The organism is Methylobacterium sp. 275MFSha3.1 (assembly GCF_900108435.1).
Classification (GTDB): Bacteria; Pseudomonadota; Alphaproteobacteria; order Rhizobiales; family Beijerinckiaceae; genus Methylobacterium.
In genome coordinates this window covers 128,611-145,416 of record NZ_FNWP01000007.1, presented here as the reverse complement: position 1 = coordinate 145,416, position 16,806 = coordinate 128,611, and the positions used below count along the sequence as shown (strand labels likewise).

At 72.0% G+C, this 16,806-nt stretch carries 15 protein-coding genes and 1 tRNA gene; 8 read left to right on the top strand and 8 right to left on the bottom strand.

From position 1 onward, the window contains the following. Positions 1–257 precede the first annotated feature (257 nt). The gene (locus BLW78_RS10120) at positions 258–1,016 is read right to left on the bottom strand and encodes a collagen-like domain-containing protein (protein WP_244526893.1); all 759 of its coding nucleotides are present in this window, start codon (positions 1,014–1,016) and stop codon (positions 258–260) included. Between the two features lie 279 nt (positions 1,017–1,295). On the opposite strand from BLW78_RS10120, the gene BLW78_RS10115 reads away from it, so the two are divergent. After that, positions 1,296–1,520, top strand: a complete 225-nt coding sequence (locus BLW78_RS10115) for a hypothetical protein (protein ID WP_020090619.1) — start codon at positions 1,296–1,298, stop codon at positions 1,518–1,520. Between the two features lie 21 nt (positions 1,521–1,541). Here the strand turns inward: BLW78_RS10115 and BLW78_RS10110 are convergent, their stop codons facing one another. After that, positions 1,542–3,455 carry a putative bifunctional diguanylate cyclase/phosphodiesterase gene (locus BLW78_RS10110; protein ID WP_175556273.1) on the bottom strand — a complete coding sequence of 638 codons (1,914 nt, stop codon included), beginning with the start codon at positions 3,453–3,455 and terminating at the stop codon, positions 1,542–1,544. 306 nt (positions 3,456–3,761) lie between these two features. On the opposite strand from BLW78_RS10110, the gene BLW78_RS10105 reads away from it, so the two are divergent. Together BLW78_RS10105 and BLW78_RS10100 are read left to right on the top strand one after the other, a co-directional pair. Next, positions 3,762–4,829, top strand: a complete 1,068-nt coding sequence (locus tag BLW78_RS10105; RefSeq protein WP_020090617.1) for a spore photoproduct lyase family protein — start codon at positions 3,762–3,764, stop codon at positions 4,827–4,829. 93 nt (positions 4,830–4,922) lie between these two features. After that, complete coding sequence (locus tag BLW78_RS10100; RefSeq protein WP_091679118.1) at positions 4,923–5,381, top strand: nucleoside deaminase; 459 nt, start codon at positions 4,923–4,925, stop codon at positions 5,379–5,381. A 16-nt stretch (positions 5,382–5,397) separates the two neighbouring features. On the opposite strand, the gene BLW78_RS10095 is transcribed toward BLW78_RS10100, so the two are convergent. Continuing rightward, positions 5,398–5,709: an ETC complex I subunit gene (locus BLW78_RS10095; protein WP_020090615.1), complete on the bottom strand. Its 312-nt coding sequence runs from the start codon at positions 5,707–5,709 to the stop codon at positions 5,398–5,400. A 25-nt stretch (positions 5,710–5,734) separates the two neighbouring features. Then, a tRNA-Pro gene (locus BLW78_RS10090) sits at positions 5,735–5,811 on the bottom strand. Positions 5,812–6,169: 358 nt separating this feature from the next. Between BLW78_RS10090 and BLW78_RS10085 the strand changes: the two genes are divergently transcribed. The 4 genes from BLW78_RS10085 to BLW78_RS10070 all read left to right on the top strand — a co-directional run bounded on the left by BLW78_RS10085 (position 6,170) and on the right by BLW78_RS10070 (position 9,407). Next, complete coding sequence (locus BLW78_RS10085) at positions 6,170–7,108, top strand: SMP-30/gluconolactonase/LRE family protein (RefSeq protein ID WP_056531771.1); 939 nt, start codon at positions 6,170–6,172, stop codon at positions 7,106–7,108. 115 nt (positions 7,109–7,223) lie between these two features. Continuing rightward, the gene (locus BLW78_RS10080) at positions 7,224–7,931 is read left to right on the top strand and encodes a glutathione S-transferase N-terminal domain-containing protein (RefSeq protein ID WP_091679113.1); all 708 of its coding nucleotides are present in this window, start codon (positions 7,224–7,226) and stop codon (positions 7,929–7,931) included. 7 nt (positions 7,932–7,938) lie between these two features. Then, positions 7,939–8,514, top strand: a complete 576-nt coding sequence (locus BLW78_RS10075; RefSeq protein WP_082558041.1) for an NUDIX domain-containing protein — start codon at positions 7,939–7,941, stop codon at positions 8,512–8,514. Beyond that, entirely contained in the window at positions 8,511–9,407 is an 897-nt protein-coding gene (locus BLW78_RS10070) for an inositol monophosphatase family protein (RefSeq protein ID WP_091679111.1), read from the top strand. The genes BLW78_RS10075 and BLW78_RS10070 overlap by 4 nt, the downstream gene beginning before the upstream one ends. A 94-nt stretch (positions 9,408–9,501) precedes the next feature. Here the strand turns inward: BLW78_RS10070 and BLW78_RS10065 are convergent, their stop codons facing one another. The 4 genes from BLW78_RS10065 to clpB all read right to left on the bottom strand — a co-directional run bounded on the left by BLW78_RS10065 (position 9,502) and on the right by clpB (position 15,760). Continuing rightward, positions 9,502–11,451, bottom strand: a complete 1,950-nt coding sequence (locus BLW78_RS10065) for a DUF4139 domain-containing protein (protein ID WP_244526892.1) — start codon at positions 11,449–11,451, stop codon at positions 9,502–9,504. Positions 11,452–11,710: 259 nt separating this feature from the next. After that, positions 11,711–12,172, bottom strand: a complete 462-nt coding sequence (locus tag BLW78_RS10060) for a hypothetical protein (protein ID WP_091679106.1) — start codon at positions 12,170–12,172, stop codon at positions 11,711–11,713. Between the two features lie 334 nt (positions 12,173–12,506). Then, entirely contained in the window at positions 12,507–12,953 is a 447-nt protein-coding gene (locus BLW78_RS10055) for a hypothetical protein (protein ID WP_091679103.1), read from the bottom strand. Between the two features lie 182 nt (positions 12,954–13,135). Beyond that, positions 13,136–15,760, bottom strand: coding sequence for an ATP-dependent chaperone ClpB (gene clpB / locus BLW78_RS10050; RefSeq protein ID WP_091679101.1), 2,625 nt, complete (start codon positions 15,758–15,760; stop codon positions 13,136–13,138). Between the two features lie 198 nt (positions 15,761–15,958). Here clpB and BLW78_RS10045 point away from each other — a divergent pair, with 198 nt between their 5' ends. Beyond that, entirely contained in the window at positions 15,959–16,729 is a 771-nt protein-coding gene (locus tag BLW78_RS10045; RefSeq protein WP_042671271.1) for an MOSC domain-containing protein, read from the top strand. The last annotated feature ends 77 nt before the right edge of the window (positions 16,730–16,806 follow it).

The window sequence follows — 16,806 nt, the reverse complement described above, 5'->3', positions numbered from 1 at the left end:
TAGCGCAAACCGGGCGCTTTGGCTCGCCTCGGTGCGGGTCTGGCGGCGGAATGTGCGGCGTTGGGGCATTAAGGTGACACACCCGGCGCGGACAGCGCGGCACGCGAGCGAATTGAGTTGTTAAGTCGCATAAATACGCTCTTCCAAAGACTATTGCCGGCGTGCAGCCACGCGAGACTTGGGAGCCGACGCGTCGCCCCCGGCCGGGCAGGGCGGCCCGTTTCGCGGCTGGCCCTGCGGTCGACACCGGTCCGCGCCTAGTAGCGGTCCATCCCGCCGCCGCCGGCGTCGGGCTCCAGATCCAGCGGTCCCTCGGGCGCGGATTCCGGCTCGGGTGCGCGGCGCGCCCGCGCCGGCGGCCGCGGCTTCGGCGCCGGCCCTGCCAGCGCGGCCGACGGGTTCGGTTTCGGCGCGGCGCTCGGGGAAGCCGGCTGCCCGCGGGTGCCGCCAGGCGGCCCGGGCGGGCCGGGCGGGCCCATGGCACCCATCAGCCCCGGTGCGCCGGCCATGCCGATGGGTCCGCGCTCGCCCGGCGGGCCCGGCGGTCCGGCGACGCCCTCCGCGCCGGCTGGCCCCTGGGGGCCGGGCGGCCCGGGCGGTCCCATCGCGCCCCGCTCGCCGGGAGGTCCGGCCTCGCCCCGCGGACCCGTCTCGCCGCGCGGGCCGGCCGGGCCGGGGAGCCCGGGCGCCTGCGGCCCCTGCTGGCCGCACTCGCCGACCACGATGCTGCGGGTCTGCTTCGGCGTCCGCAGCGTCGCGATGCAGGTGGCCGGATGGTAGACGACGCGAAACTCGAAATAGCCGCGGCTGTCGGTCCGGTGGGGGAACTGGCCGTCGAGCGTGATCTCCACCCCCGGATCGTCGGCGTAACCGATGATCCAGAGATCACCGCCGGTGATCTTGGCGGCCTCGATGCGCATGTCCGCCGCCCGCGCCGGCAGCCCGCAGGCGGCCGACAGAGCCAGCATCGAACACAGCGCCCAGCGCTCGCGCCACAGGCGCTTGGCAGATCTCATGGCAGGTCACGCAGTCTTTTAGACGGTCAGAATGCCATAGCCCGCAAACTAAGCAATAAATTGCGGAGAAAGTTGGATGTGGAAAAGCGCGGCCGGTCGAAGGCCGTAGTCCGAAATGGGTATTCGAAAGGCGCGCGGCGGGGCCTGTAGCGTGACCGCGCTGGACCCGGTCAGGCGTGTGCGGACCGGGCCGGCAGAGGAGTGGCGCGGACCGATTCACCGGTCACCGCCGCGCGAGCGCCCCGGGCCGCATTCGGACCCGCGGTGGAGGGTTCTGCCGTGGACAACGACGATCCGCCCTGGGACACGGACCCGCTCTGGTACGACCGGACCGAGTCCGGAACGCCGCCGGGGCCCATCCTCGAGGCGCTGGCCTGGCTGTTCCTGCTGGCGATCGCCGGGTGCGCGGCGCTCGTGTGGCTCTACGGGATTCCGGACCGCCTGTGGCGCGCGGCGGCGCGCCGGCTAATGCGCCGCGATCCGGCGGATGCCGGGCGGTTCTGAGCCGCGCGCGCCGGCACCGGCTCAGGCCGCGGCGATGCGCGTGCTGAGCAGGGTGGCTTCCAGATCTTCCACCGGCATCGGGCGGCCGAGATGGTAGCCCTGCAGGAACGGGCAGCCCATCGCCTGCAGGATGTTCAGGTCCTCGGCCGACTCGACGCCTTCCGCCACCACGTCGAGCCCGAGCAGCCGGCCGAGGCCGAGGACGGCGAGGACGAGCCCGCGCTTGTCGTCGCTCGCCCCGAGGCCGGTCACGAAGCTCCGGTCGATCTTGATCCGGTCCGCCTTGAGCTGGCGCAGCGAGGAGAGCGACGAGTAGCCGATGCCGAAATCGTCCAGGGCGACCCGGATGCCGGCGCGGGACAGCGCCTGCAGCTTGCCCTGCACCGCGCCGATGTCGAGGGCCGTCTCCTCGGTGATCTCGATCTCCAGCATGGTGGGCGGCAGGCCGAGGAGGTTCAGGCGCCCGATGACGATCTCGTCCACGGGGACCTGCGCCATCTCCCGGGGTGAGACGTTCATCGCCACGCGCACGCCGCTCAGGCCGCGGCGATGCAGGATCTCCAGCATCGCGCAGACCTGCTCGAGGATGTAGCGGAGCAGCGATTCGGTCAGGCCGGCCATCGCGGCGGCGGCGATCAGGTCCGGGGGCGCGATCCAGCCGAGCCGCGGATGCTCCCAGCGGATCAGGGCCTCCAGCCCGACCAGGGTCCGGCCATCGGCCGCGTAGATCGGCTGGAACCAGACCTTCGGGGCGTTCTCGACCAGGGCCTGCGACAGGTCGCGCTCCAGGTCCCGCCGCATCTGCAGCCCCTCGCGCAGGCCCGAATCGAACACCCGGTAGCGGTTCCGCCCGGCGGCCTTCGCGGCGTAGAGCGCCTCGTCGGCGCAGCTCAGCATCTCGGTGAAGCTCGGCTCCGCGCTCGCGTGGACGCCGATGCTGACCCCGAGGCGGCCCGCGTCGAAGCCGTCGAACGGCTGGGACACCGCGGCGATGAGGTTCGCCGCCATGACGTCGTCGGGCACGCCCGACGTCACGGGATCGTACAGCACCGCGAACTCGTCGCCGCCCAGCCGGGCCGCGAGACCGTTCTCCGGCAGCGCGTCCTTCAGCCGGCGCGCCACCTCGACGAGCACCCGGTCGCCCGCCTTGTGGCCGTAGACGTCGTTGACGAACTTGAACCCGTCGAGGTCGAGCATCAGCAGGCTGAGGGTCCCGGTGCGGAGCCGGTTCTCCGTCGCCTGGAGGAAGCCCGCGCGGTTCAGCAGGCCGGTGAGATCGTCGTGCGTGGCGCGCCACCGCATCTCGTCCACGAGGGCGCTGGCGCTGGCATGGGCCTCGGCGCGGGACCGGGCGAGGGCGTGGGCCTCGTTCTTGAGCCGGCTCGCCTCGCGAAACACGGACTCGCTGCGGAACGCCGTGTGCGTCAGGGCGAGGAAGTAGAGCAGCACGCAGGCCGCGAGGCAGTTCCGGTCGAAGTCGCCGGCATAGGCGAGGCAGGCCACGACGGACAGCAGCGGAAGGGCGATGAAGGCGAGGGGGATGCGCGCGTACGCGATCCCGTGCGTCACCGCCCCCGCGGTCACGCCGCAGGTGATCGTCAGGTAGAACAGGGTCTCGGCGGTCGTGTAGCCGTCGCACAGGAGCGGCTGACAGGCCCAGACCAGTCCGGAGAGGAACGCCGCGACCGTGAAGACGCGCAGGTGCCGGTCGACGGAGCGCGCGGCGGCCGCGGCGAGGCTCGGCGTCATGTCGGCGGTCAGCGCCAGGCCGAGGCAGGGGATCCGGCAGAGGGCGATTCGCAGGAGGTTGACGCTGGTCGACGCCGCGAACCAGATGGCCCCCACGGTGCCGTGCCCGCTCCTGTAGGCGACGAGCATGCTCGCCACGCCGAGCAGCATGTTGACCGGGATGGCCGCCAGCACGCTCCCGCGCATGGCCTCCAGCTGATCCCGCCGGATCAGCGCGCCCCACCTCGGATCTGCAGGCTCGAGAGATTCACCGGAGCCGGGTGAGCCCGGCTCGGATCTCTCCTGGTCCCGAACGATCATCGCACGTCCACTCGAAGATGAGGGACTCATGGCACCGAATCGTAAGATATCGTTGAACGATCAACGCGCGCCGCGCCCGATCCCGAGCTTTTCGCGCGCCGCTCGAAGAGAGACTCCGGGTCGCAAGGCATTCCGGCCGCGTCGCCGCGCACCATATCGGGTCGCGGGCCGCTTCCGGGCCCCGGATCGTCCATGGCCCTGACCCGCGACCTGCTCGATATCCGGACGATCTATCACGAGCCCACTGTCGGCGACTTCCCGCTGGGCCGGGACATCCTGGCGCGCTTTCCCGACGCCGCGCGCATCGTCGTGCCGTCGCACTGGAACATCCCGGAACTCCACGGCAACGCCGGCTCGGTGGAGGATTGGGTGCGGATCAAGCGCTCGACGCTGGTCCTCGGCGTGAAGAAGGGCCTCGCCATGCGCCCCAACGGCCGCAGCGCCCACTTCATCGCGCCCTCGACCTCCAACGGCTGCGCCATGGCCTGCGCCTATTGCTACGTGCCGCGCCGCAAGGGCTTCTCCAACCCGATCTCGCTGTTCGTGAACCTCGAGCAGGCCTGCGCGGCGATCGCCCGCCACGCCGGCCGCCAGGGGCGCCTGCCGGAGCCGGACCCGATCGATCCGGAGCACTGGGTCTACGATATCGGCGAGAACGGCGACCTCTCGGTCGACGCGGCGGTCAGCGACGGCGTGCGCGCCCTGGTCGCGCTGTTCCGCACCCTGCCCAACGCCAAGGCTTCCTTCGCCACCAAGGCCGTCAACCGCGACCTCCTCGCCTACGATCCGCAGGGCAAGACGCGCGTCCGCTTCTCGCTCATGCCGGCGCGGATCGCCCGGATCGTGGACGTGCGCACCGCCCCGATCGCCGAGCGGATCGCCGCCATCGACGAGTTCGTGGCCGCCGGCTACGAGGTCCACGCCAACTTCTCGCCCGTGATCCTCTACGAGGGCTGGGAGGCCGACTGGCGGGCGCTGTTCGCCGAGATCGACGCGACGCTGTCCGACGCCGCCAAGGCGCAGCTCAAGTGCGAGATCATCATGCTGACCCACAACGCGGATCTGCACGCGGTCAATCTCGGCTGGCACCCGAAGGCCGAGGACCTGCTCTGGCGGCCGGACATCCAGGAGGCGAAGGTCTCGGAGGGCGGGGGCACCAACCTGCGCTACCGGGCCGGCTGGAAGGGCCGCTGGCTCACCCGCTTCAAGGCCCTGCTCGCCGAGACGATGCCCTACTGCACGGTGCGCTACGCGTTCTGAGCGCGGAGCGCTGAACTTCCGGCCGCGCGCGGCGTTGGCGCGCCAGCGGAGGAAAGCTCAGCCATGTCGAGCCCGTCCATGTCGAGCCCATCCATGTCGACGCACGAGGACCATATCGGCGAGGCGGTGGCCCTCGCCGCCGCCAATGTCGAGGCGGGCGGTGCGCCCTACGGCGCGGTCATCGTGCGGGAGGGGACCGTGCTGGTCCGCGCGGCCAACACCGTGCACGCGACCAACGACCCCAGCGCCCATGCCGAGATGGTGGCGCTGCGCGAGGCCAGCCGCCTCCTCGGTCGCCGCGACCTCGGCGACTGCGTGATGTACGCGAGCGGCCGCCCGTGCCCGATGTGCCACGCCGCGATGCGTCTGGCCGGCTTCAAGGAGGGCTACTTCGCCTTCTCGGCCGAGGAGGCCGAGACCTACGGCGCCGGCAGCGCGTCGATCTACGCCGAGCTCTGCCAGCCCCTCGACACGCAGCCGATGCGCGTCACGCAGCTACGTCCGCCGGGCGATTCGCCCTACCCGGCGTGGAAGGCGCGCCGCGAGGCCTGACGCGGCGGCGACGGCCTCAATGGGTCCAGGGCGCCGTGCGGTTGAACTTGAAATTGTCCGAGTAGGACAGGCCCTTGCGCTGGACGGGCTTGGCCGGCTGCTCGACGCGGTAGGCGATTCCCTCGCGCTTCGCGTAGGCCACGGCCTCCTCCTCGGTGTCGAATTCCAGGCGCACCTGCTGGAGCATGTCCGAGGACCCGTTCCACCCCATCAGCGGATCGATCTCGCGCGGGCTGGTCCGGTCGAACTCCAGGATCCACTGCTTGGTCCGGGCGAGGCCCGACTGCGTGGCGTCCCGAGACGGACGGAAGATGCGGGCGCTCGGCATCTGACTCGACAAGCTCCTGATCGAATGGTCGGGGCGATAGGATTCGAACCTACGACCCCCTGGTCCCAAACCAGGTGCGCTACCAGACTGCGCCACACCCCGACTGCCACACGGCCTCAATGCCGTAGCGGTTCCGCCGTTCCCCCGCAAGGCGCGGCGCGGTGCGCGCCGACGCTTCCGGGATCGGCCCTTCGCGGCGGCCTGGCCGTCGCGTACCACTTGTCAGACAAATCGGGGCGCGGTAGCGTTCGGGCCGGGACGAGGGCCGGGCCGCCCCGCTGTCGAACCGGCGCCTGCCATCACTGGGGGGTGGAGGATGGTGCGCCCGGATCGCCGTGCCGGGCGCTTCCGGCCCTCGTCGCCGCAGCGTCGCCGCGGTGCTGCGCCCGCGTCCGCGCGGCGGGCCTTGCCGGCCCGCGCCGGAACGGTGACGATCGCCGCGAGTGACAGGGACCTGCCCGTGTGGACACCGAGCCCGCGCTACCCGGACCCGGCGGTCGAGATTCTCGACGCCGCCTTCGCCCGCTACCGGGTGTTCAACGCGGCGGTCGAGCGCCTCGCGACCGGCTTCCGCTGGTGCGAGGGGCCGGTCTGGTTCGGCGACGGACGCTACCTGCTCTGGAGCGACATCCCCAACGACCGCATCCTGCGCTGGGACGAGGAGAGTGGGGCGGTCGGCCTCTACCGGCGGCCGTCGGGCTTCGCCAACGGCAACACCCGCGACCGGCAGGGGCGGCTCGTCACCTGCGAGCACGGCGGTCGTCGGGTCACCCGGACCGAGCATGACGGCGCGATCACCGTCCTGGCGGACGCGTTCGAGGGCCGCCGGCTCAACTCGCCCAACGACGTGGTGACCGCGGCCGACGGCGCGGTCTGGTTCACCGACCCACCCTTCGGGATCGGCGGGTTCTACGAAGGCGTGCGCGCCGAGCCCGAACTGCCGCAGAACGTCTACCGGCTCGACCCGGTCACCGGTGCGCTGGAGGCCGTGGCCACCGACCTCGCCGGCCCCAACGGCCTGTGCTTCTCCCCCGACGGCCGCGTGCTCTACCTCGTGGAATCGCGCGGGCAGCCGACCCGGCGGATCGTCGCCTACGACGTGGTCGCCGGCCGCACGCTCCGCGACCGGCGGGTCCTGATCGATGCCGGGCCGGGCACGCCGGACGGGCTGCGCTGCGACGTCGACGGCAATCTCTGGTGCGGGTGGGGCATGGGCGACGACGCCCTGGACGGCGTCATGGTGTTCAACCCCGACGGCCGGCCGATCGGCCGCATCCGGCTGCCGGAGCGCTGCGCCAACCTCTGCTTCGGCGGCCGGCACCGCAACCGCCTGTTCATGGCGGCGAGCCAGTCGCTCTACGCCGTCCACGTCGACGTCCAGGGCTGCGCCGGCGGGTGAGGCCCGGATGCCCAGCCCTGCGTGCGCCGCCGGCGTCGTCGCCGGCACCATGCTTGACCGGAGCGGCGCGCCGACCCACTTCCCGTCCGCCGGGGGCATAGCGGGACACCAGCCGATGATCGAACTCCATTACTGGCCGACGCCGAACGGCCATAAGATCACGATGTTTCTCGAAGAAGCGGGCGTTCCTTACCGCATTCATCCCGTCAATATTGGCAAGGGTGAGCAGTTCAACCCGGATTTCCTCAAGATCGCGCCCAACAATAGGATGCCGGCGATCGTCGACGACGAGCCGGCGGGCGGCGGCGCGCCGGTCACGCTGTTCGAGTCGGGGGCGATCCTGCTCTACCTCGCCGAGAAGACCGGGCGCTTCATCCCGGGCGACCCGCGCGGCCGGGCCGAGGTGCTGCAATGGCTGTTCTGGCAGATGGGCGGCCTCGGCCCGATGCTCGGCCAGAACCACCACTTCTCGCAGTACGCGCCCGAGAAGATCGACTACGCGATCAAGCGCTACGTCAACGAGACCAACCGGCTCTACGGCGTCCTCGACCGGCGGCTGGCCGACCGCGCCTTCGTCGCCGGGCCGGACTACTCCATCGCCGACATGGCCTGCTATCCCTGGATCGTGCCGTGGGAGAAGCAGGGGCAGAACCTCGACGAGCACCCGAACCTCAAGCGCTGGTTCACGGCGATCGCCGAGCGGCCCGCCACCAAGGCGGCCTATGCCCGCGCCCCGGAGGTCAATCCCGATTTCGGCAAGACCATGAGCGAGGATGCCAAGAAGGTGATGTTCGGCCAGACCGCCGCCAACACCAAGCGCTGACCGGATCATGGTCGAGATCCCGCCCGCCCTGCCGCTGCAGGTGATCCACCGCGGCTGGAACACCTTCGGCATCGCCACGCTGACGCTGCAGGACGGCAGCACCGTGCGGCGGGCGCTGGAGGACCACGGGCAGGCGGCCTGCGTGCTGCCCTACGATCCCGAGCGGCGCGTGGCGCTGCTCGTCCGTCAGGCGCGGGTCGGGCCCGCCTTCTGGGGTGAGTCGGCCGAGTTCGACGAAGCCCCGGCGGGCGGCCTCGACGGGGGCGCCCCCGAGGCGACGGCGATCCGGGAGGCGATGGAGGAGGCGGGCGTCCGGCTGACCCGGCTGGAGCCGGTCGCCCACGCCTACAGCATGCCGAGCGTGTCCTCGGAGCGCCTCTGGCTCTACCTGGCACCCTACGCCGCGGCCGACCGGGTCGGCCCCGGCGGGGGCCTGCACGCGGAGGGCGAGCAGGTGGTGGCCGTGGAGATGCCGCTGGCCGCGCTGGCGGAACAGGCCCGGGCCGGCCGCCTGCCCGATCTCAAGACCCTGGTTCTCGTCCAGGCCCTGATGCTCCGAAGCCCCGAACTGTTCGCCGCATGACCCTCTCGCCCACCGCACCCGCGCCGGATGTCCTCGCGGCGATGCTCGCCTTCGCCGAGGAGGCGGCCCCGCTGGCCCTCGCCATGCGGGCGGGAGGCCTCGCGATGAGCAACAAGGGTCCGGATCTCGGCCAGGCGCTGACCGAGGCCGACCTCGCCGTCAGCCGGTTGATGCACGCGCGGTTCGGCCCCGACCTGATCGAGGAGGAGACCGCCGAGGATCTCGGACAGGCGGCGGCCCGGGCGCTGCTTGCCCGCGACGCCTGGACCTTCGTGGGCGACCCGATCGACGGGACCCGGCCCTTCGCGGGCGGCCTGTCGGGCTGGGGCGTGATGGTGGCGGCCTGCCGCGGTGGCTGGCCCCGGGCGTGCGTCATGAGCCTGCCGGCCTGGAACGAGGACCGCTCCGCACCGGCCGGGGGCGTACCGGCGGAAGCCACGGAGGGTCTCCTGCTGGCGGCGAGCGAGGGCCGCGCCTACTGGGCCCCGACCCGCGGCGGCTGCATGACGACGGCGCTGCGCCCGCTCGAGCGCCCGGAGCGCCGGACCGGCCATGTCGGCTGGCTGTCGGTGACGGCGCAGCGCTACACCCTGGATTACGGCCGCGGCTGGTTCCCCTGGAGCGAGGGCGGGGCGATCTCGGACGCCGCGCTCCTGGCCACCGGGCGCCTCGACGCGACCCTGAGCAACAACCGATTGTGGGACCTGGGCCCGATCCTCCCGCTGTTCGAGGCGCTGGGCTTCCGCCTGTTCCACTGGCCCGATCTCGGGGATCCGCCGGCGGACTTCGTGGACCTGTTCGACGCCGAGCTGTCGGCCCACGACGACCTCTGGCTGGTGTGCCGGGATCGCGCGCAGGCCGCCGATCTGGCGACGGCCATCCGCCCCGCCTAGGACAGGGCCCTGCCGGGCCGCGTCCGGGCCGCGTCCGGGCCGGGATGGCCGTCGATCGGGCGGTCCCGGATCGCGCGGGGATCCGGGACCGCTCTCAGAGCGCCGCGATCAGCGACCGGATCCGCGCCTGCGACGCCCTGAGCCCGTCCTCGGCCTGGGTCCGGGCGGCATCGAGCTTCGCCAGCTCGTCCTCCTGGGCACCCATGCGGCTGAGATAGCGGCGCGCCAGCTCGCTGTCCTTCGGAACGGCGCCGAGATTGCTGCGGATGCGCTCCTGCTCCGCCTGCACCTTCGCCGCGCGCTCGCCGATCTCCTCGACGGTCCGGGTCGCCGCGGCGACCTCGGCGCGGGCCTGGGAGAGGGTCTTGAGCTTGCCGCCCAGCTCCGGGTCGGTCGCCAGGGAGGCCCACCGGACGAGCAGCGCCTCGTCGGCGTCGACGAGGTCGTAGGCGTCGATCCGGACGCGCTCGAGCACGGCCCGGGTCTCGGCCGTCCCGCCGGCGGGAACCGCGACCTTGAGGCGATAGGCCGTGGGGGTCTCGCCGTCGCGAGCGGACGCGGTGAGGGTCCAGCCATCCCGTCGGGGATGCTCGATGATCACGGAGCGGGCGGCGTCCGGCGCACCCTTGATCGTGTAGGTCGTGACCTCCCGGGCGATCACCGTCGCGCGCGCCACGCCGTCGACCACGGTGATCTTGGTCAGGGCGTCGCTCGGCGCGGTCTCCGCCTGGACGGCGACCTTGCGGTCGAGGGCGAAGCTGGCGAGCCGCTGCTCGCCGACGGGCGTCGCGGGCAGGCGGGCGTCCCCCAGGTAGCCGGCCTTGCGGTCGTAGAGGGTGATGAGGCCCGCCGGCAGGGTCGCGCCGGCGCTGTTGCGGATCCGGAGGGCCGCGATCGGGTGAACCCCCTGGCCTGGCTTCCAGAGGGCGACCCGCTCGGCCTCGATCTCGGTATCGAGGAACGGCACCGACAGCGTGCCGCCGGCGCGCAGATCGACCGGATGCGGCAGCGTGAAGTTCGCCGCGACATCCCCCTCGCTGGCGGCGGCGCCCGCGGTGGCAGCCGCGGCGTCGTAGCTCGGTTCCGCGGCCTCCATGCGGCTGTCGCGAATGTCCATCCGCGCCATCGGGGCCGGAAGGGGCGCGGCGGCGGGGGCCGGGGCGCGCAGGCGCGCGACCGACTTCGACGCGACCGTGCCCGGGTCGAGGTCCGGCATGCCGACATCCTCGACCATCACCGGCGCCTCCGGTCTCTTGCGCCAGTAGCGCTTGTGCAGGCGCTGGAGGAGCGCCACCGGCGACCCGGACGAGAGGGTGACGTCGACGCCCGTCCAGTCGGCGCCGAGGGCGTTCTCGATGATGGCCCAGGCCTGCAGGTTCGCGCGGCCGCCGCCGCCATCGACGATGCGGTAGCTCGTCTTCCAGACGGGCGCGGCGACGACGTAGGTCAACCGGACCTCGCGCTGGCCCTGCCCGGAGACGGCGATCTCGACCCGGTGGGCGTCGCCGACCTTGGTCTTCCCGGCCGCCGCGATCGCCTCGGCGATCTTGGCCGCCATGGCCGGGTCGAGGATCGTCACGGAGGCGCCGTCCTCGATCGGCACGGATTCGAGCGTGCCGGTCGCGGTCAGGACGGTCAGGATCGAGACGTCGCCGGTCTCAGTCCCGGCATTCCGCTCGGAGACGCCGAGCACCCGCCCTTCGAGCGTGCGCCCGCCGCTCTGGACCCGGATCGGGACGCCCTGCAGCTTGCCCACGAGGCGGGTCGGCGCGGACAGGTCGTCCGCGGTGAACGGCATCGTCCGCAGGGTCTCGTCGGCCTGATCCACCCCGTCCAGGCGCAGGGCGCCGACGGTTCCGACGGGATCGCGCACGACGAGGCTCTTGAGGATGTCGTCGACCTGCTCGGGCCGGACGCTGAGCCCGATCGTCCCGTCGCCGTCGACGGCATGGACCAGGGTCACTTCGGCCAGGCCGCCGCTCGACAAGGTCACCGCGCGGATGCCGTCGGGCGCTGCCATCAGGGGCGATGCGGCTGCAATCATGGACACGAGGACTCCGGCTAAGGTCAGATGCGATCGGATCAATTCGTCTGGCTCCAGTCAGGGCGCGCCCGCCGCACGCGGTCCCACCCTGGCCGACCGGGCGCCGTCCGGCAAAGGCTTCGTGACGCGCGCGGGCGTGAACCGATCGCCGGGGGCCCCTCCCGTGCTGTCCGCGCCGGGGCGCGCCGGGGCGCGGCGCCGATGCGGCGGGACGGGAACGGCGGCGCGATGGGGGAAGGCTGCGGTCCGCGGATGCACCCTACCGTGTCCGGCCGAATGTCCTGCCGTTCCAGACGGCGATCGCGCCGCACGGATCCTGCCCGGATCGTCCGCACGTCGCCCCGGTCATATCGACGATGACCGCCGGGCGGCCTCCCACCGTGCGGAATCGGAGGTCGTGGGCGACGGCGTCGAAGGCGTCCACGAACCCGTCCGTCGTCGCGGCGAAGACCTGCATCTCGCAGCCCGCGGTGCCGCACGCGGCGGACTCGTCATCGCCGCATTGGACGGCCGCGAAATCCGGGATGAAGTCCGGTACAGCGTCGCCGTTCACGTCCTGGCGGGTGATGAAACCCGGCTTGAGCGTAACCGGCTCGGACCCGCAGGACGCCTCGGCCCGCGCGGCCGCCGCCGCGACCGGCGGCGGGAGATCGTCCGCCGCGGCGGTGAGCGGGACGGCGGGCGGGAGGGCGAGAGCCAGGGCGGCGAGGGCGCGACGCATGCGGCCAGGATCCTCAGGCCCGTCCGCCCTGTCCAGCGCACTAGCTCATCGCGGCCCCGATGGAGGCTACGCCCCGGGCCTTCCTCCGACCCAGGCGCGCAGCGCGTTCGCGCCGTCCGGACGGATGGTGACCGCGACGCTGGGAGCACGGTCGACAGTGGGAATGAGGGCGCCGCTCGACAGGGCGACGTCACCGGCGAGGGCGCCGAAGCCGTATCGGACATCCGCGCATCCAGCGAGGGTGGGCGACCGGTCCTGTGCTCTCCCGGCGCTTCCCGGAGCGTCGACCCGGGGAGCGACCGCCTGCCTGCGGCGCCGGAGAGCCAGACAACCTCTACTCGGCGCAGGCGAAGCGCGTCCCGTCCCACAGGAAGGTCGTGCGGCCCGGCCCCCTCCGGACCGAGCCGCAATTCCATCCCTCGTCGTTCGCCGAAGCCGCCGGCCGGCCATTCAGCGCGCGACACCGGAGGTCGTGCGCGTAGATGTCCAGCACCAGGACGAACCCGTTCTTCGAGGATGCGAGGACGATCTTCGGGCATCCCATGAGGCCGCACTGGGAGACTTCTTCGTCGCCGCATCGGAGGCCGACGTTGAGGATGAAGTCCGGCACCCCGTCACCGTTCACGTCCTGCCGGTCGATGACGAACGGATCGATCCTCGCCGGCGCGGATCCGCAGGCGGCCTCGACCTCGGCGATGGCCGCGGCCACCGGCGGCGGGAGATCGTCCGCCGCTGCGGCGAGCGGCACGGCGACGAGAAGGGCGGCGACGGCAGGGCGCATGGCGCCAGGATTCGGGCGCCCGTCCGCCCTGTCCAGCGCACTAGCTCATCGCGGCATCGACGGTCGATGCGGCGCGCTCGTCCTCCCGCGGGGGCCGCCTCGTGAGTGCCCGTGTCCGAGAGGCGCGACGGACCGGGCGGCGCACCGAGTGCCGGTGCGCCGCCCCTCGACCGTCCGGCCGATCAGTTCAGCGTCGCGTTGACCGGGCGGCGCTCGGCCCCGACCGTCACGTCGCCGATCATCAGGCCCATCGGCCCGAGGCGGACCGGCACCGTCTCGCCGTCGTGGACCTTGCCGGAGAGCACCAGCTCGGCCAGCGGATCCTGGACGTTCTTCTGGATCACCCGCTTCAGCGGCCGTGCCCCGTAGGCCGGGTCGTAGCCCTTGTCGGCGAGCCAGTTCTTGGCCTCCTCGTCGACCTCCAGGGTGATCTTGCGATCGTCCAAGAGCTTCTGAAGGCGCCCGAGCTGGATCTCGACGATCGCACCCATCTCCGACCGCGCGAGGCGGTGGAACAGGATGATCTCGTCGACCCGGTTCAGGAATTCCGGCCGGAAGTGCCCCCGCACCACGCCCATCACCTCCTCGCGGACCGCGTCGGTGTCCTGGCCCGCGGGCTGGTTCACCAGGTACTCGGCCCCGAGATTCGAGGTCATGATCAGCAGCGTGTTGCGGAAGTCGACCGTCCGCCCCTGGCCGTCGGTGAGCCGCCCGTCGTCGAGAACCTGCAGCAGGACGTTGAACACGTCCGGGTGCGCCTTCTCGACCTCGTCGAACAGCACGACCTGGTAAGGCCGGCGCCGCACGGCCTCGGTGAGGGCGCCGCCCTCCTCGTAGCCGACGTAGCCCGGAGGCGCGCCGATCAGCCGGGCGACCGCGTGCTTCTCCATGTACTCGGACATGTCGATACGCACGAGCGCCGTGTCGTCGTCGAACAGGAAGCCGGCGAGCGCCTTGGTCAGTTCGGTCTTGCCGACGCCGGTCGGGCCCAGGAACATGAACGAGCCGATCGGCCGGTTCGGATCCTGAAGGCCCGCGCGGGCACGCCGGACCGCGGTCGAGACCGCCTCCACCGCCTCGCGCTGGCCGACGACGCGCTTGGCGAGCGCCTCTTCCATGGCAAGCAGCTTCTCGCGCTCGCCCTCCAGCATCTTGTCGACCGGCACGCCGGTCCAGCGGGAGACGACGCCCGCGACGTGGGCGGGCGTGACCGCCTCCTCCATCATCGCGTCGCGGCCGTTCTCGGCCTTCGCCTCGATCTCGGCGAGCTGCTTCTCCAGGCCCGGGATCACCCCGTAGGCGAGCTCGCCGGCGCGCTGGTACTGGCCCTGGCGCTGGGCCGCGGCGAGGTCGTTGCGGGCCTCGTCGAGCTTCTTCTTGAGGCCGGCCGCCGTCCCGAGCTTGTCCTTCTCGGCTTTCCACCGCGCGGTGATCGCCGCCGAGCGCTCCTCGAGGTCGCCGAGCTCCTTCTCCAGCCGGACCAACCGGTCGCGGGAGGCGGAGTCGGTCTCCTTCTTGAGTGCCTCGCCCTCGATCTTCAGCCGGACGATCTCGCGGTCGATGTTGTCGAGCTCCTCGGGCTTCGAATCGACCTGCATGCGCAGGCGCGAGCCGGCCTCGTCCACGAGGTCGATCGCCTTGTCGGGCAGGAACCGGTCGGTGATGTAGCGGTTCGACAGCGTCGCGGCCGCGACCAGGGCCGAATCCTGGATGCGCACGCCGTGGTGCTGCTCGTACTTCTCCTTCAGGCCGCGCAGGATCGAGACCGTATCCTCCACGGTCGGCTCCGACACGAAGACCGGCTGGAAGCGCCGGGCGAGCGCCGCGTCCTTCTCGACGTGCTTGCGGTACTCGTCGAGCGTGGTCGCGCCGACGCAGTGCAGCTCGCCGCGGGCGAGGGCGGGCTTCAGGAGGTTGGAGGCGTCCATGGCCCCGTCCGCCTTCCCGGCGCCGACCAGCGTGTGCATCTCGTCGATGAACAGGATGATGCCGCCCTCGGCCGCCGTGACCTCGGAGAGCACGCCCTTCAGCCGCTCCTCGAACTCGCCGCGATACTTCGCGCCGGCGATCAGCGCGCCCATGTCGAGGGCGAGGAGGCTCTTGTCCCGCAGGGACTCGGGCACGTCGCCGTTGACGATGCGCAGGGCCAGACCCTCGACGATCGCGGTCTTGCCGACGCCGGGCTCGCCGATCAGCACCGGGTTGTTCTTGGTGCGCCGGGACAGGACCTGGATAGTCCGCCGGATCTCCTCGTCGCGGCCGATCACCGGGTCGAGCTTGCCGTCCCGGGCGGCCTCGGTGAGGTCGCGGGCGTACTTCTTCAGCGCGTCGTAGGCGTTCTCAGCCGAGGCGTTGTCGGCGGTGCGACCCTTGCGCAGCGCGTTGATCGCGGCGTTGAGCGAGGCCGGGGTGACGCCCGCCGCCTGGAGCGCGCGGCCGGCCTCGGAATCCTTCTCCACCGCGAGGGCGAGGAGCAGCCTCTCCACCGTCACGTAGGAATCGCCCGCCTTCTCGGCGGCCTTCTCGGCGGTGTCGAACAGGCGCATCAGCTCGCGCGTCGCCTGCGGGGCGGCCGCGTTGCCGGAGACCTTCGGCTGCTTGGCGAGCCACTGCTCAGTCTGTGCGAGCGCCACGCGCGACTGGCCGCCCGCGCGGTCGATCAGGCCGGCGCAGAGGCCTTCCGGATCGTCGAGCAACACCTTGAGCAGGTGGCCCGGCTGAAGCTGGGGATGCCCCTCGCGCATCGCGAGGTTCTGAGCCGCCTGCACGAAGCCGCGGGCGCGCTCGGTGTACTTCTCGAAGTTCATGCACAACCCTCCCGTACCGGCATCCGCCGCCCGATGAGAGGCGCGGCGCCACCGAAACGTCGCCCTCCGGCTATCCGCCGCGCGAGGGCCCCGGCGCCGTGGTGGCCGCCGGTAGACCCGATGTGGTGTTGCAATTGAGCACCACAAGGGGCCGCGAAGCTCTTGCGCGCCGGATCATTTCAGGGCCACGCTCCGCGCATGACCGCATTGATTCATGTCAGCGCCCTGTATCGCTACCCGGTGAAGGGCCTGAGCCCCGAACCCGTCGAGCGGGCGGAGCTCGAGACCAGCGGCCACTTCCCGGGCGACCGGCTCTACGCCATCGAGAACGGTCCGTCGGGCTTCAACGCGGTTGCGCCCCGCCACCAGCCCAAGACCAAGTACCTGATGCTCATGCGCGACGAGGCGCTCGCCCGCCTGCGCACCCGCTACGACGATGCCACGGCGACGCTGACCGTGGAGGGGTACGGCGACCCGCAGGCCTTCCGGCTCGACACCGAGGCGGGTCGCGAGGGCCTCGCGGAGCTGATGCGGCGCTACGTCCCCGAGAGCCTCCGGGGCGAGCCGAAGGTGCTCGCCGCGCCGCCGCAGTACCGGTTCACCGACTCCCCGACCGGCTACGTGTCGCTCATCAACCGGGCGAGCGTGGCCGCGGTGGAGGACTACCTCGGCGCGCCCGTGGACCCGCTGCGCTTCCGCGGCAATCTGCTGGTCGAGGGGCTCGAACCCTTCGCCGAGCTGGAGATGGTCGGGCAGGTGGTCGAGGCGCCGAGCGGGTTGCGGCTCAAGATCACCAAGCGGACCGTGCGCTGCGCCGCCACCAACGTCGACCCGGTCAGTGGCGTGCGCGACTGCGACATCCCCTGGACCCTCGACGCGCGCCTCGGGCACCGCGACCTCGGCGTCTACGCGGAGGTGATCGCCGGCGGGCCGCTGGCGAGGGGCGACGCGCTGCGCGTGGTGGGGTGACGCGTTATCTCGCCCATCCCATGCTGCCGTCGTTGCGAGCGCAGCGAAGCGAGCCAGGCAGCGCCACGCTGACACGC